The 13,316-nt window shown below is 73.7% G+C and carries 12 protein-coding genes; 5 read left to right on the top strand and 7 right to left on the bottom strand.

The window, feature by feature from the left end; all coding sequences use genetic code 11:
* Positions 1-45: 45 nt before the first annotated feature.
* Together pknB and ACGH2B_RS21555 are read left to right on the top strand one after the other, a co-directional pair.
* Complete coding sequence (gene pknB / locus ACGH2B_RS21560; protein ID WP_399092255.1) at positions 46-2,004, top strand: Stk1 family PASTA domain-containing Ser/Thr kinase; 1,959 nt, start codon at positions 46-48, stop codon at positions 2,002-2,004.
* Between the two features lie 113 nt (positions 2,005-2,117).
* Positions 2,118-3,026 carry a deoxyribonuclease IV gene (locus ACGH2B_RS21555; protein WP_399092252.1) on the top strand — a complete coding sequence of 303 codons (909 nt, stop codon included), beginning with the start codon at positions 2,118-2,120 and terminating at the stop codon, positions 3,024-3,026.
* Positions 3,027-3,374: 348 nt separating this feature from the next.
* Here the strand turns inward: ACGH2B_RS21555 and ACGH2B_RS21550 are convergent, their stop codons facing one another.
* Positions 3,375-3,998 (bottom strand): sulfite oxidase-like oxidoreductase, encoded by a 624-nt coding sequence (locus tag ACGH2B_RS21550; protein WP_399092249.1) that lies wholly within the window; start codon positions 3,996-3,998, stop codon positions 3,375-3,377.
* 153 nt (positions 3,999-4,151) lie between these two features.
* Here ACGH2B_RS21550 and bfr point away from each other — a divergent pair, with 153 nt between their 5' ends.
* Positions 4,152-4,631 (top strand): bacterioferritin, encoded by a 480-nt coding sequence (gene bfr, locus ACGH2B_RS21545; protein ID WP_399092246.1) that lies wholly within the window; start codon positions 4,152-4,154, stop codon positions 4,629-4,631.
* A 21-nt stretch (positions 4,632-4,652) separates the two neighbouring features.
* On the opposite strand, the gene ACGH2B_RS21540 is transcribed toward bfr, so the two are convergent.
* On the bottom strand, positions 4,653-4,967 hold the full coding sequence (locus tag ACGH2B_RS21540) for a bacterioferritin-associated ferredoxin (protein ID WP_399092242.1): 315 nt from the start codon (positions 4,965-4,967) through the stop codon (positions 4,653-4,655).
* Positions 4,968-5,141: 174 nt separating this feature from the next.
* On the bottom strand, positions 5,142-6,491 hold the full coding sequence (locus ACGH2B_RS21535) for a class II 3-deoxy-7-phosphoheptulonate synthase (RefSeq protein WP_399092239.1): 1,350 nt from the start codon (positions 6,489-6,491) through the stop codon (positions 5,142-5,144).
* Between the two features lie 198 nt (positions 6,492-6,689).
* On the opposite strand from ACGH2B_RS21535, the gene ACGH2B_RS21530 reads away from it, so the two are divergent.
* The gene (locus ACGH2B_RS21530) at positions 6,690-6,746 is read left to right on the top strand and encodes a trp operon leader peptide (RefSeq protein WP_351320556.1); all 57 of its coding nucleotides are present in this window, start codon (positions 6,690-6,692) and stop codon (positions 6,744-6,746) included.
* Between the two features lie 93 nt (positions 6,747-6,839).
* Positions 6,840-8,894 (top strand): anthranilate synthase family protein, encoded by a 2,055-nt coding sequence (locus tag ACGH2B_RS21525; protein ID WP_399092236.1) that lies wholly within the window; start codon positions 6,840-6,842, stop codon positions 8,892-8,894.
* On the opposite strand, the gene ACGH2B_RS21520 is transcribed toward ACGH2B_RS21525, so the two are convergent.
* The 4 genes from ACGH2B_RS21520 to macS form a co-directional block, all read right to left on the bottom strand.
* Positions 8,860-9,876, bottom strand: coding sequence for a 2-hydroxyacid dehydrogenase (locus ACGH2B_RS21520; protein WP_399092233.1), 1,017 nt, complete (start codon positions 9,874-9,876; stop codon positions 8,860-8,862). The two genes, ACGH2B_RS21525 and ACGH2B_RS21520, sit on opposite strands and share 35 nt — an antisense overlap.
* 199 nt (positions 9,877-10,075) lie before the next feature.
* The gene (locus ACGH2B_RS21515) at positions 10,076-11,104 is read right to left on the bottom strand and encodes a 6-phosphofructokinase (protein ID WP_399092230.1); all 1,029 of its coding nucleotides are present in this window, start codon (positions 11,102-11,104) and stop codon (positions 10,076-10,078) included.
* 213 nt (positions 11,105-11,317) lie between these two features.
* Positions 11,318-12,019: a response regulator gene (locus ACGH2B_RS21510; protein ID WP_399092227.1), complete on the bottom strand. Its 702-nt coding sequence runs from the start codon at positions 12,017-12,019 to the stop codon at positions 11,318-11,320.
* Positions 12,016-13,218 carry a MacS family sensor histidine kinase gene (macS, locus tag ACGH2B_RS21505; RefSeq protein WP_399097205.1) on the bottom strand — a complete coding sequence of 401 codons (1,203 nt, stop codon included), beginning with the start codon at positions 13,216-13,218 and terminating at the stop codon, positions 12,016-12,018. The genes ACGH2B_RS21510 and macS overlap by 4 nt, the downstream gene beginning before the upstream one ends.
* Between the last annotated feature and the right edge of the window lie 98 nt (positions 13,219-13,316).

Genomic DNA, 13,316 nt, shown 5'->3' with positions numbered 1-13,316 from the left:
CCGGGCGGGCCGCGGTGTCGGTGCCTCCTCGTAGACTCGTCTGCCGTGGATACGACCCTTCAGGACCCCCTGGTCGGGCAGTTGCTCGACGGCCGGTACCGCGTCGAGGCGCGCATCGCCGCCGGTGGCATGGCGACGGTCTACCGCGCCCTGGACACCCGGCTCGACCGCGTGCTCGCCCTGAAGGTGATGCATCCGTCGCTGGCCGTGGACGGCGCGTTCGTGGACCGCTTCATCCGCGAGGCGAAGTCGGTCGCCAAGCTCTCGCACCCCAATGTGGTCGGCGTCTTCGACCAGGGCACGGACGGGACGTACGTCTATCTGGCGATGGAGTACGTCGCCGGGTGCACGCTGCGCGACGTGCTGCGCGAGCGGGGCGCGCTCCAGCCGCGGGCCGCGCTGGACGTGCTGGAGCCGATCCTCGCCGCGCTGGGCGCCGCGCACCGCGCGGGCCTGGTGCACCGCGACATGAAGCCGGAGAACGTCCTGATCGGCGACGACGGCCGGGTCAAGGTCGCCGATTTCGGGCTGGTGCGCACGGTCGGCGCGCACACCGACACCACCGGCGCGGTCCTGGGCACCGTCTCGTACCTCGCGCCCGAGCAGATCGAGGACGGCACCGCCGACGCCCGCGTCGACGTCTACGCCTGCGGTGTGGTGCTCTACGAGATGCTCACCGGCGCCAAGCCGCACACCGGCGGCACGGCGGCCCAGGTGCTCCACCGCCATCTGCACGAGGACGTCGCGCCGCCGTCCGAGGCGGTGCCGGGCCTCGCCGCGCCGCTGGACGCGCTGGTCGCGCGGGCCACCGCCCGTGATCCTCGGGGGCGCCCCGAGGACGCGGTGGCGCTGCTGTCGGCGGCGCGCGAGACCCGGTCCGGTCTGACCGACGCCCAGTTGGACGCGGTGCCGCCGCAGGCCAGGGAGGTGCCGGCGGGCGAGGAGCGGACGAGTGTGCTGCCGCGGGTCGTGGTGCAGCCGCCGCTGCCCGGTCTCGCGGGCGGCGGGGCGGCGCCCGAGGAGGCGCTGAACCGCACCAGCCGCCTGGAGGTCCCGGCGTCCGAGCCGACCACCCGGCTGCGCCCGGCGCCGCCCGCGCGGCGCGGTCCGTTCGCCGACCCGCGCCGCCGTCTGGTGGCGATCGTCGCCGCGGTACTGCTCGTCCTCGGGGGCGGTACGGGCATCTGGTACGTCACCGCCGGGCAGTTCACCGCCGTCCCCGCGGTGCTGGACATGGCCCAGGCGAAGGCCGAGCGGACGCTGCGGGACGAGGGTCTGGGCGTGAAGGTGGTGCGGGCCTTCAGCCCCAATGTGCGGCGCGGTCATGTCATGGCCACCGACCCGGGCACCGGCGCGCGCATACGCGGCACCGGCACGGTCACGCTGACCGTCTCGCGCGGCCCGGAGATCGTCCGCGTTCCGGACCTGTCGGGCACCCCGCTGGCCGACGCCCGGCGCATGCTGCGCGACCGCGGGCTGGTGCCCGGGGCGACGCGCCGTGAGTTCAGCGACGAGGTCGCCAAGGGGTCGGTGATCCGGACGGACCCGGCGGCGGGCAGCGAGCGCCACCCCGACACGGCGGTGGCGCTGACGGTGAGCCGCGGCGCGGCGCTGGACGTGCCCGATGTGACGGGTGACGACCGTGACGACGCCGTGGAGACGCTCCGGGACGAGGGCTTCGTGGTGAAGTTCGCCGACCGGCCGGTCCACTCCCCCCAGGACAGGGGCACGATCGCCCTCCAGTCCCCGGCCGGCGGGCAGCTCGGCAAGGGCGAGACGGTGACGCTGACGCTGTCGCTGGGCCCGGAGATGGTCACCGTGCCGGAGGTGACCGGCCACAACGTCGAGGACGCGAAGAAGCGGCTGACCGACCTCGGCTTCGCGGTGGAGGTCAAGAAGCCGTTCCTCTTCCCGCAGGACACCGTCGAGTCCCAGTCGGTCGAGCCGGGCGAGCAGGCGCCGAAGGGCAGCACGATCACGATCAAGCTCAAGGGGGCGCTGTAGGGGCCCGGTCCCGGCTGCCGGGGCCGGGCCGGGGTGACCGGCTTCCGGCACGGGGCCTGGGCGGCGCACCGCCCCCGCCCCGCGTTGTCGGTGGGGCCTGGCACCCTGGTGGGGTGAGCAACCATCCCTCCCCCGCAGACGCCGCCGCGCGCGGCCGGCTCCGTAATCCGGTCGGTGGCCATGTGCCGGTCGCCGGCGGTCTGGCGAAGACCGGTCTTCCCTACGCCCGCACGATGGGCGGTGAGGCGGTCCAGGTCTTCGTCGCCAATCCGCGCGGCTGGGCGACGCCGGCGGGGAACCCGGCGCAGGACGAGGCGTTCCGGGCCGGCTGCGCCGAGGCGGGCATACCGGCGTACGTGCACGCGCCCTACCTGATCAACTTCGGCTCGCACACCGCGGCGACCGTCGAGAAGTCGGTGGCGTCGCTGCGGCACTCACTGCGCCGTGGCCGGGAGATCGGGGCGCGCGGTGTCGTCGTGCACACCGGTTCGGCGACCGGCGGGCGGCCGCGCGCCGAGGCGTTGGCGCAGGCCGGGGAGCACATGCGGCCGCTGCTGGCGGAGCTGGTGCACGACGACGATCCGTGGCTGCTGCTGGAGCCGACGGCCGGGCAGGGCGCGTCGCTGTGCGCGCTCGCCGAGGATCTCGGGCCGTACTTCGAGGTGCTGGAGCGCCATCCGAAGCTCGGGGTCTGCCTGGACACCTGCCACGCGTTCGCCGCGGGCCACGACATGGCCGCGCCGGGCGGGATGAAGGCGCTGCTGGACGAGTTGACGGAGATCACCGGCGAGGGCCGGCTGCGGCTGATCCACGCCAACGACTCCAAGGACGTCGTCGGCGCCCACAAGGACCGGCACGCGGGCATCGGCGCCGGGCACATCGGGGCGGCCCCGTTCGCCGAGCTGTTCACCCACCCCGCGACGGACGGCGTCCCGCTGGTGATCGAGACCCCCGGCGGCCCCGAGGGCCATGCCGCCGACGTCGCCCGTCTGAAGGAACTGCGCGCGGGCGCCCACTGCTGACCTGCCGGTACGGGGCCGTACCGGCGCGAGCCACCGAGGTGCCGGACGGACCGGGGCGGGCCGCATCCGGGACGGCACCGGGCCCGCGCACCGCCTGGCCGGGCGGAAGCCTCACACCGGCGGCTCGCCCGCGGAACGGGGGCCGGGCCGACGGCTGCCGGAAAGCGGGGCGGCCCGGCCGGAGTCATCCGGCTGCCGGAAACCACGGAGGCCCGGCCGGAGTCATCCGGCTGCCGGAAACCACGGAGGCCCGGCCGAAGCCACCCGGCGGGGAGGCCCGGCGGCCCGCCGCAGCACGCGCCCCGCCGGAGCCCCGGATCCGGCTCCCCGTTCACCGGCCGGGGCCGGTCACAGCTCGGGGCCGTCCCCTGGTTCCTCCTGGTAGGAGTAGCGCTGTTCGCGCCAGGGGTCGCCGAGGTTGTGGTAGCCGCGCTCCTCCCAGAAGCCGCGGCGGTCGGCCGTCATGTACTCGATGCCGCGGACCCACTTGGGGCCCTTCCAGGCGTAGAGGTGCGGGACGATCAGCCGGACCGGGAAGCCGTGTTCGGCGGTGAGGAGTTCGCCGGAGCGGTGGGTGGCGAAGAGGCAGTTCTCCGCCGCGAAATCCTCCAGGCGCAGGTTCGAACTGAATCCGTATTCCGCCCAGACCATCACATGGGTGGCCTCGGGGGCGGGCGGTGCGAGATCGAGGATCGTCGTCGTACGGACGCCGCCCCATTCGGCGCCCAGCATGCTGAATTTCGTCACACAGTGCATATCGGCGACGACCGTCGTATAGGGCAGGGCGGCGAATTCCTCGTGCGTCCAGCAGTGTTTGACGCCGTCCGCGGTGGCACCGAAGGCACGGAACTCCCAGCGCTCGGGCCGGAACTTGGGCACCGGGCCGTAGTGCGTGACGGGCCAGCCCCGCTGCGGTCGCTGCCCCGGAGGGAGCTGGGGATGCTCCGCTTCGCGGCTTTCCGGCTGACCCATGCCTCCATGGTGTCAGACCGGAAGGGGTGCCCCTGACCAACGGGAGACGAAACGGGCAATCCACAGTAAGCGTGCACTTACTGGACGTTACGCTCCGGGCGGTGCAAAGATGCGCCGCACTTGCCTGTTCCCGCGCGGAAGGAGCCCGCAGCCATGCAGGGCGACCCCGAGGTCATCGAATTTCTCAACGAGCAGCTGACCGCCGAGCTGACCGCGATCAATCAATACTTCCTGCACGCGAAGATGCAGGAGAACTTCGGCTGGCCGAAGCTCGCGAAGTACACCCGCGCCGAATCCTTCGACGAGATGAAGCACGCGGAAATTCTCACCGACCGCATCCTCTTCCTGGAGGGACTGCCGAACTATCAGCGGCTCTTCCACGTCCGGATCGGCCAGACGGTGACCGAGATGTTCCAGGCGGACCGGCAGGTCGAGGTCGAGGCGATCGACCGCCTCAAGCGCGGGATCGAGCTGATGCGCGCCAAGGGCGACATCACCTCGGCCAACATCTTCGAGAGCATCCTCGCCGACGAGGAGCACCACATCGACTATCTGGACACGCAGTTGGAGCTGGTGGAGAAGCTCGGCGAGGCGCTGTACATCGCCCAGCTCGTCGAGCAGCCCAGTAGCTGAGACCGCCGCGTACGGGCGCGGTCAGGCCGCTTCGCGGAACGCCGGGGGCGTCCGCACCACCCGGGGCAGCGACGGCGCCGCCTCCGCGGCCGCCGGTGCGGCTTCCGGGGAGACCTCCGGGACCCGCGCCGTCAGCGGCTCGGCGGCGCCCTTGTCGATCAGCTCACGGCGCGGGCAGGCGCCCCGGCCCAGCAGCGCCTGGATGCGGCGCACACAGCCGCCGCAGTCGGTACCCGCCTTGCAGGCGGAGGCGATCTGGCGGGGCGTGCAGGCGCCGGTCTCCGCGTGGTCGCGGACCTGCTGTTCGGTGATGCCGAAGCAGGAGCACACGTACACCCGGTCCACCTCCGCGCGAGTCGGCCCCGTCGATCCCGTTGATCTTCAGTGAGGTAACCCTTACCTTACCTGTCGCCGGAGGGGCCGCACAACGCCGGAGGGGCACAACGCCGTGGGGCGCGGATCACAGATCCGCGCCCCACAGGTGTGTCGCATACGCCGCGACCGGCTCTCTCACTGGTCGCGGTACATCTCCGCGACCAGGAAGGCCAGGTCCAGCGACTGGCTGCGGTTGAGCCGCGGGTCGCAGGCGGTCTCGTAGCGCTGGTGCAGATCGTCGACGAAGATCTCGTCGCCGCCGCCCACGCACTCCGTGACGTCGTCGCCGGTCAGCTCGACGTGGATGCCGCCCGGGTGGGTGCCCAGCGACTTGTGGACCTCGAAGAAGCCCTTGACCTCGTCGAGCACGTCGTCGAAGCGGCGGGTCTTGTGGCCCGAGGCCGCCTCGAAGGTGTTGCCGTGCATCGGGTCGCAGATCCACGCGACCTGCGCGCCCGACGCGGTGACCTTCTCGACCAGCTCGGGAAGGCGGTCACGGATCTTGTCCGCGCCCATCCGCGTGATGAAGGTCAGCCGGCCCGGCTCGCGGTCCGGGTCGATCCGCTCGATGAGCGCCAGCGCGTCCTCGGCGGTGGTGTTCGGACCGAGCTTCACACCGACGGGGTTACGGATGCGCGAGGCGAACTCGACGTGCGCGTGGTCGAGCTGGCGGGTGCGCTCGCCGAGCCAGACCATGTGGCCCGACACGTCGTAGAGCTGCCCGGTGCGCGAGTCGGTGCGGGTGAGCGCCGACTCGTAGTCGAGGATGAGCGCCTCGTGCGAGGAGAAGAACTCGACGGTGCGGAACGCCTCCGGGTCGACCCCGCAGGCGTTCATGAAGTTCATCGCGCGGTCGATCTCGCGGGCGAGCGCCTCGTAGCGCTGGCCCGAGGGCGACGACTTCACGAAGTCCTGGTTCCAGGCGTGCACCTGGCGCAGGTCGGCGTAGCCGCCGGTGGTGAAGGCACGGACGAGGTTCAGCGTCGCCGCGGAGGCGTGGTACATCCGCTTCAGGCGCTCCGGATCCGGGATCCGGGCCGCCTCGGTGAACTCGAAGCCGTTGACGGAGTCGCCGCGGTAGGTCGGCAGCGTCACGCCGTCGCGGGTCTCGGTGGGCTTGGAGCGCGGCTTGCTGTACTGGCCGGCGATCCGGCCGACCTTGACCACCGGGACGGACCCGGCGTAGGTCAGGACGGCGCCCATCTGGAGAAGCGTCTTGAGCTTGTTGCGGATGTGCTCGGCGGAGACGGCGTCGAACGCCTCCGCGCAGTCGCCGCCCTGGAGGAGGAACGCCTCACCCCGGGCGACCGCGGCCAGGCGCTCGCGGAGCTGGTCGCACTCCCCGGCGAACACGAGCGGCGGATAGGACTCCAGCTCCGCGATCACATCGCGCAGAGCCTCGTGGTCCGGCCAGTCGGGCTGCTGCGCCGCGGGCAGGTCTCGCCAGGTGTTGCCACCGGCGTGGGTTTCAGCGTTCACGGTCACATCTCCCACATTACGGGGTCGGCGGAGGGGGTCCGGACGCCGCCCGGAGTGTGAGACGGGGCGCACCGGGTGTCCGGACGGTCCGCGCCCCGGCTCCGTACCGGTTCCGCCCCGGCTTCCGTACCGGTCCGCGGCCCGCCCCGTCCGGAGTGCGGACGGTCGCCGCGGGGCCCGCCGGGCTCCGGTAGGGTGCCCGGCATGTACGCGCCGCACGTCATGAACTGGTGGTGGACCGCTCATCCGGCGGCCCGCTGATACGCGCGTACTCACTCGAACTCCGCGAAGGCCGCCCGAGGGGCGGCCTTCGGTGCATCCACCGGCCGTTCCTCCTCCCGGAAGGAACCCGGTATGTCTCACCCCTCCCCCGCCGCGCCGCAGGACGCCGCCGCCCTGGTGCGGCGGCTGCTGGCGCCCGGCTGCCCGCCGTTCGCGCTGCTGCGCCGCCGCTCGCCCGGACGCGACGGCTCCCTCGTCGAGGTGCTGCTCGGTGACGTCACCGAGGTCGAGCGGCTGGCGGACATCCCGCTCGGCGACGGTCCGGACGGCTCCGGCGCGCCGGTCACCGACGCGCTGGCGCTGATCCCGTTCCGGCAGATCCGCGAGCGCGGTTTCACCGCCCACGACGACGCCACCCCGCTCGCCGTCCTGCGCCCGCACACCGCGTACGAACTGCCGCTGGACGCCGTACTGGCCGCGCTGCCGGCGCACGGCGTGGCGGTGCGCGACGGGGCGTTCGACGTGTCCGACGAGGCGTACGCGGAGATCGTCGGGCGGGTGGTGCGGGACGAGATCGGCAGCGGGGCGGGCGCCAACTTCGTGATCCGGCGGACCTTCGAGGGCGCGATCGACGGGTTCGGCGCCGCCGACGCGCTGGCGCTGTTCCGGCGGCTGCTGGCCGGGGAGCGCGGCGCGTACTGGACGTACGTGGTGCACCGCCCCGGGACGCGGACGCTGGTCGGCGCCAGCCCCGAGGTGCATGTGCGGATGACCGGGGCGCGGCCGGACGTGCCGGGCGGCGGCACCGTCGTGATGAATCCGATCAGCGGCACCTACCGCTACCCGGCGGGCGGCCCCACCGCCGAGGGGCTGCTGGCGTTCCTCGGCGACCGCAAGGAGGTGGAGGAGCTGTCGATGGTGGTGGACGAGGAGCTGAAGATGATGTGCACCGTCGGCGACGGCGGCGGGGTGGTCGTCGGCCCGCGGCTGCGGGAGATGGCACATCTGGCGCACACCGAGTACGAGTTGCGCGGGCGGACCTCGCTGGACGCGCGGGAGGTGCTGAAGGAGACGATGTTCGCGGCGACGGTGACCGGCTCGCCGGTGCAGAACGCCTGCCGGGTCATCGCGCGCCACGAACCGCGCGCCGCCGACGGGCGGGGGCGCGGCTACTACGCGGGCGCGCTGGCACTGCTGGGCCGGGACGCGTCCGGCGCGCAGACGCTGGACTCGCCGATCCTCATCCGGACCGCCGACATCGACGCGGACGGACGGCTGCGGGTGCCGGTCGGGGCGACGCTGGTGCGGGCGTCGGCCCCGTACGGCGAGGTGGCGGAGACGCATGCGAAGGCGGCGGGGGTGCTCACCGCGCTGGGGGTGCGGCCGGCGGCGGACGGGGCGGCGGCGCGGCCGGTGGCGGACGGGGCGGCGGCGCGGCCGGCGGCGGACGGGGCGGCGGCGCGGCCGGTGGCGGACGGGGCGGCGCCGCGGCTGGCGGACGATCCGCGGGTGCGGGCGGCGCTGGCCGCGCGGCGGGCGGATCTGGCGCCGTTCTGGCTGCGGATGCGGTCCGCCGAGCCGGTGGCGGCGCTGCGCGGCCATGCGCTGGTCGTGGACGCGGAGGACACCTTCACCGCGATGCTGGCGCATCTGCTGCGGACGTCGGGGCTCGGCGTGACGGTGCGGCGGTTCGACACGCCGGGGCTGCGGGAGGCGGTGCGGGCGCACCGGGGGCCGGTGGTGCTGGGGCCCGGGCCCGGCGATCCGTCCGACGCCGCCGACCCGAAGATGCGCCTGCTGCGGTCGCTCGCGGCGGAGCTGATCGGCGGGCGGGCGGCGGACCGGCCGGTCCTCGGGGTCTGCCTCGGCCATGAGCTGCTGGCGGCGGAGCTGGGGCTGGACATCGTCCGCAAGGAGGTGCCGTTCCAGGGGGCGCAGGAGCGGATCGACTTCTTCGGGCGGCCGGAGACCGTCGGCTTCTACAACACCTTCACCGCCCGCTGCGACGACGCCACCGCCGCCGAACTGGCCATGCACCGGGTGGAGTTGAGCCGGGACGCGGCCACCGGCGAGGTGCACGCGGCGCGCGGGCCGGGCTTCGCCGGGGTGCAGTTCCACCCGGAGTCGGTGCTGACGCTGGACGGGGCGCGGCTCACCGCTCAGTTGCTGGCGGCCGTTCTGGTGTGACGAGCAGGTTCGCGCCGTCGCGGCCGGCCAGGTAGTCCTCGACGTTGGCGAGGGTGGCGTCGATGATCTGGCCGACCGCGTCGGCGGTGAAGTACGCCTGGTGCGAGGTGACGAGGACGTTGTTGAAGGTCATCAGCCGGGCGAGGACGTCGTCGCGGATGACGTCGAGGGAGCGGTCGTGGAAGAACATCCCGGCCTCCTCCTCGTAGACGTCGAGGGCGACGCCGGAGAGCCGGCCGGATTTGAGGGTCTCGACGAGGGCGGTGGTGTCGACGAGTCCGCCGCGACTGGTGTTGACCAGCAGCGCGTCGTCCTTCATGGCGGCCAGCGCGGCGGCGTCGACGAGATGGCGGGTGGCGTCGGTCAGCGGGACGTGCAGGGTGATCAGGTCGGACTCGGCGAGGAGACGGTCGCGGTCGACGTAGCGCATCCCGAGGTCGCGGCAGGCCGGGTTCTCGGCGAGGTCCCAGCCCAGCAGGCGCATGCCGAAGCCGTGCGCGATGCGGGTGAACGCCTCGCCGATCCGGCCGGTGCCGACCACGCCGGCCGTGCGTCCTCGCAGGTCGCGGCCGATCAGCCCGTCGAGGCGGAAGTCGAAGAGCCGGGTGCGCTGGGCGGCGCGGATCACCCGGCGGTCGACGGCGAGGGCGAGCGCCCAGGCGAACTCGGCGACGGCGTACGGCGAGTAGGCGGCGACCCGGCCGACGGTCATGCCGAGGTCGGCGGCGGCCTGGAGGTCGATGTTGTTGAAGCCGGTGGCGCGCTGGGCGACCAGTCGCGTACCGCCCGCGAAGAGGGTCTGGAGGACCTCGGCGGAGAGTTCGGCGTTGACGTCGGTGGTGAGGATCTCGTAGCCGTGGGCGATGGGCGCGGTGTCCCGGTCGAGGTTGACGTCCAGACAGCGGACCTGGTGCCGCCCGGCGAACGCCCGCTCCAGCAACGGCCGTTCATCGGCCTGCACCCCGAACGCGACGATCTCCATACGCCCTCCTCCTCGCCCCGCACACCGGCCCATCCGACCGTTTCGCGGCTTTTGCCCGCCGGGGCGAATATACGGGGCGGGGCGCCGGGCACCACCGCGACGCGGGCGGGCGGGGGCCCGGTGGAGCGACGGGCGGACGCGACCCCGGGGCGGGCGCCCGGGCGGGCGCCCCGGGACCACGCCCGCCCCGCCCGCGCGGTCAGCCGAAGAACACCCCCGCCTCCGCGTACAGCGCCGGATCGACCGTCTTGAGCTGCGCCGTCGCCTCGGCCAGCGGCACCCGGACGATGTCGGTGCCGCGCAGCGCCACCATCGAGCCGAAGTCGCGGGCGTGGACCGCGTCGATGGCGTGCAGCCCGAAGCGGGTCGCCAGCCAGCGGTCGAAGGCGCTCGGCGTACCGCCGCGCTGGGTGTGACCGAGGACGGTGGTCCGCGCCTCCTTGCCGGTCCGCACCTCGATCTCCTTGGCCAGCCACTCCCCCACACCGGAGAGCCGGACGTGCCCGAACGCGTCCGTACTGCCGTCCTTCAGCACCATCTGACCGTCCTTCGGCATCGCGCCCTCGGCGACGACGACGATCGGCGCGTAGCGGACCCGGAAGCGGGACTCGATCCAGGCGCAGACCTGCGCGATGTCGAAGCGCTGCTCCGGGATGAGGATGACGTTGGCGCCGCCGGCCAGCCCGGAGTGGAGGGCGATCCAGCCGGCATGGCGGCCCATCACCTCGACGACGAGGACCCGCATATGGGATTCGGCGGTGGTGTGCAGCCGGTCGATGGCCTCGGTGGCGACGCCGACCGCGGTGTCGAAGCCGAAGGTGTAGTCGGTGGCCGAGAGGTCGTTGTCGATGGTCTTGGGCACGCCGACGCAGGGGATGCCGTGCTCCTCCCACAGCCGCGCCGCGACGCCGAGGGTGTCCTCGCCGCCGATCGCGATCAGCGCCTCGATCTCCTCCTTGGCCAGCGTCTCCTTGATCCGGCGGACGCCGTCCTCCTCCTGGAAGGGGTTGGTCCGCGACGAGCCGAGGACCGTACCGCCGCGCGGCAGGATGCCGCGGACCGCGGTGATGTCCAGCGGCCGGACATCGCCCCGCAGCGGCCCGCGCCAGCCGTCGCGGAAGCCCGCGAAGCCGTACCCGTACTCCTGCGTGCCCTTGCGGACGACGGCCCTGATCACCGCGTTCAGACCGGGGCAGTCGCCACCGCCGGTCAGCACTCCGACCCGCATCGCCTTCACCTACATCCCGTCAGAGGGCCGCGCACGGCCCCGCACGAACCGATGCGGTCACGCTAGACGTGATCTGGGTCACTCCGGGACGGGCGCGCGGCCGACTCCCGCGCGCCGGGGGCGAGTTGGCGTCCGACGATCACCCGTACGGGCGGGAGCGGGGCGCGGAGGTGACGCGGTTCCCCTCGGAGGGAGAGCCGCCGCACCCCGCGCTCAGACGTCGTCGAGCCCGCGCTCGATCGCGTACCGGACCAGCTCGACGCGGTTGTGGAGCTGGAGTTTGCCGAGGGTGTTCTGGACGTGGTTCTGCACCGTGCGGTGCGAGATGACCAGCCGCTCGGCGATCTGCTTGTACGACAGCCCCTTGGCGACCAGCCGCAGCACCTCGGTCTCCCGGTCGGTCAGGCTCGGGGCGCCGGGCTCGTCCGGGGTGGCGGGCGCCGGCTCCGTCGCGAGCCGCCGGTACTCACCGAGGACCAGCCCGGCCAGCCCCGGTGTGAAGACCGGCTCACCGGCGGCGGTCCGGCGCACCGCGTCCAGCAGCTCCTCGGTGCTCGCCGACTTCAGCAGATAGCCGGTCGCGCCGGACTTCACCGCCTCCAGCACATCGGCGTGCTCCCCGCTGGCCGACAGGACCAGGACCCGCACGCCGGGGTGCGAGCCGACGACCTCCTTGCAGACCTGCGCGCCGGGCAGTCCGGGCAGGTTGAGGTCGAGGACGAGGACCTGCGGCACGACGGCGCGGGCCCGGCGGACCGCCTGCGGACCGTCGCCCGCGGTGGCCACCACCTCGCAGCCGGCGGCCGCCAGGTCCCGGGCGACGGCGTCCCGCCACATCGGGTGGTCGTCGACCACCATCACCTGGATCCCGTCGCCACCGCCGCCCACCGGGCCCGGTCCGTCCTGGTCACTCATGCGCGCGCCCTTCCGCCGCGTCGGCCCTCGGGCGGTGCGCCCTTGGGAACGGTCAACTCCACTTCGGTGCCCTGTCCGGGGACCGACAGCCACTCGGCGGTGCCGCCCAGATCCCGCAGCCGCCCGCGGATCGACAGCGCGACCCCGAGCCGGCCCTCCCGCTCGGCGTCGTCGAGCCGCCCCTCGGGAATGCCCGGCCCGTCGTCCCGGACCGTCACCACGACCGCCTCCGGCTCGTCCTCCAGCAGCACCCACGCCCGGGCGCCGTCCCCGGCGTGCACCCGTACGTTGTCCAGCGCCGCGCCGACCGCCGCGGCCAGCTCCCCCGCGGCGTGCGCCGGAAGCTCCACGGCCGAGCCCGGTTCGGAGAACGTCACCCCGCTCCCGGCGTACGGGGCGAGCAGCGCCCGTACGTCGCACGGGCCGCCGGCCGCGTCCTCGGGCGGCGCGGCGGCCACCGGCGGCGTGACCGCCGGGCCGCCCGCGCGGGGCTGCGGGACCAGCCCGCCGGCCACCAGCGTCCGCAGCGCGACCTCCTGCTCCCCGGCCATCCGGCCCAGCTCCGCCGCCTCCCCGCCGATCGCGGCGCCGCGCCGCTGCACCATCGCGAGGACCTGCAGGACGCTGTCGTGGATATCGCGGGCCAGCCGCTCCCGCTCCCGGGTCGCCGCCTCGATCTGCAGCGCACGGGCGAGCGTGCGCTCACTGTCGCGGGCCACCTCGACGACGTAGCCGATCGCCACGCTCGCCACCCAGACCAGGACGACGTTGTGGATGGTGTTCCCGGCCAGCTCCTCGCGTTCGACGAGGTTGGCGACGGCCACCGCGCTGGACGCGGCCATCGCCCACCGCCAGCCGCCCTTGATCGCGAAGCCGAGGACCGAGCCCGCGGTGCAGATCGACGGCAGCGTGGCCGCGCCGCCCATGATCCGCTCATGGGACTCCACGACCATGGTCAGCAGGATGCCGCCCACCGCGAAGCCGATGTCGCACAGCAGGAAGCGCCGGGTGCAGCGCTCCGCCGACGTGGTGTGGCGCCAGGTGCACGCGGTCCAAAGAGCGAGCGCCGCCATGTAGCCGACCGCGCCCAGCGGATGCACGTACGCGTCGTACTGCGAGGCGACCAGGCAGCACGTGTAGATCAGCGTCAGGACGCGGTAGCCGGTGAGCGCCCGCCACAGCGGCAGCTCCACGGACATCCGCAGCCCCGGCCGCGGCGCGTCCGGCGCCGTGCGCCCGCCCGCCTGTGTCCCTATGTCGGTGTCCGTCATTCCCGGCCCCCACCCCTCGCCGGGGC

The sequence above is a fragment of the Streptomyces sp. BBFR2 genome (genome assembly GCF_044497305.1).
GTDB lineage: Bacteria > Actinomycetota > Actinomycetes > Streptomycetales > Streptomycetaceae > Streptomyces.
This window is presented reverse-complemented; position numbering and strand designations above follow the sequence as displayed.

What these genes read in the sequence shown, in the direction of transcription:
- ACGH2B_RS21550 (WP_399092249.1), bottom strand. Translation starts at nt 3,998, where the DNA reads ATGGGTCAGCCGGAAAGCCGCGAAGCGGAGCATCCCCAGCTCCCTCCG.
- bfr (WP_399092246.1), top strand. Translation starts at nt 4,152, where the DNA reads ATGCAGGGCGACCCCGAGGTCATCGAATTTCTCAACGAGCAGCTGACC.
- ACGH2B_RS21525 (WP_399092236.1), top strand. Translation starts at nt 6,840, where the DNA reads ATGTCTCACCCCTCCCCCGCCGCGCCGCAGGACGCCGCCGCCCTGGTG.
- ACGH2B_RS21520 (WP_399092233.1), bottom strand. Translation starts at nt 9,876, where the DNA reads ATGGAGATCGTCGCGTTCGGGGTGCAGGCCGATGAACGGCCGTTGCTG.
- ACGH2B_RS21515 (WP_399092230.1), bottom strand. Translation starts at nt 11,104, where the DNA reads ATGCGGGTCGGAGTGCTGACCGGCGGTGGCGACTGCCCCGGTCTGAAC.
- ACGH2B_RS21510 (WP_399092227.1), bottom strand. Translation starts at nt 12,019, where the DNA reads ATGAGTGACCAGGACGGACCGGGCCCGGTGGGCGGCGGTGGCGACGGG.
- macS (WP_399097205.1), bottom strand. Translation starts at nt 13,218, where the DNA reads ATGTCCGTGGAGCTGCCGCTGTGGCGGGCGCTCACCGGCTACCGCGTC.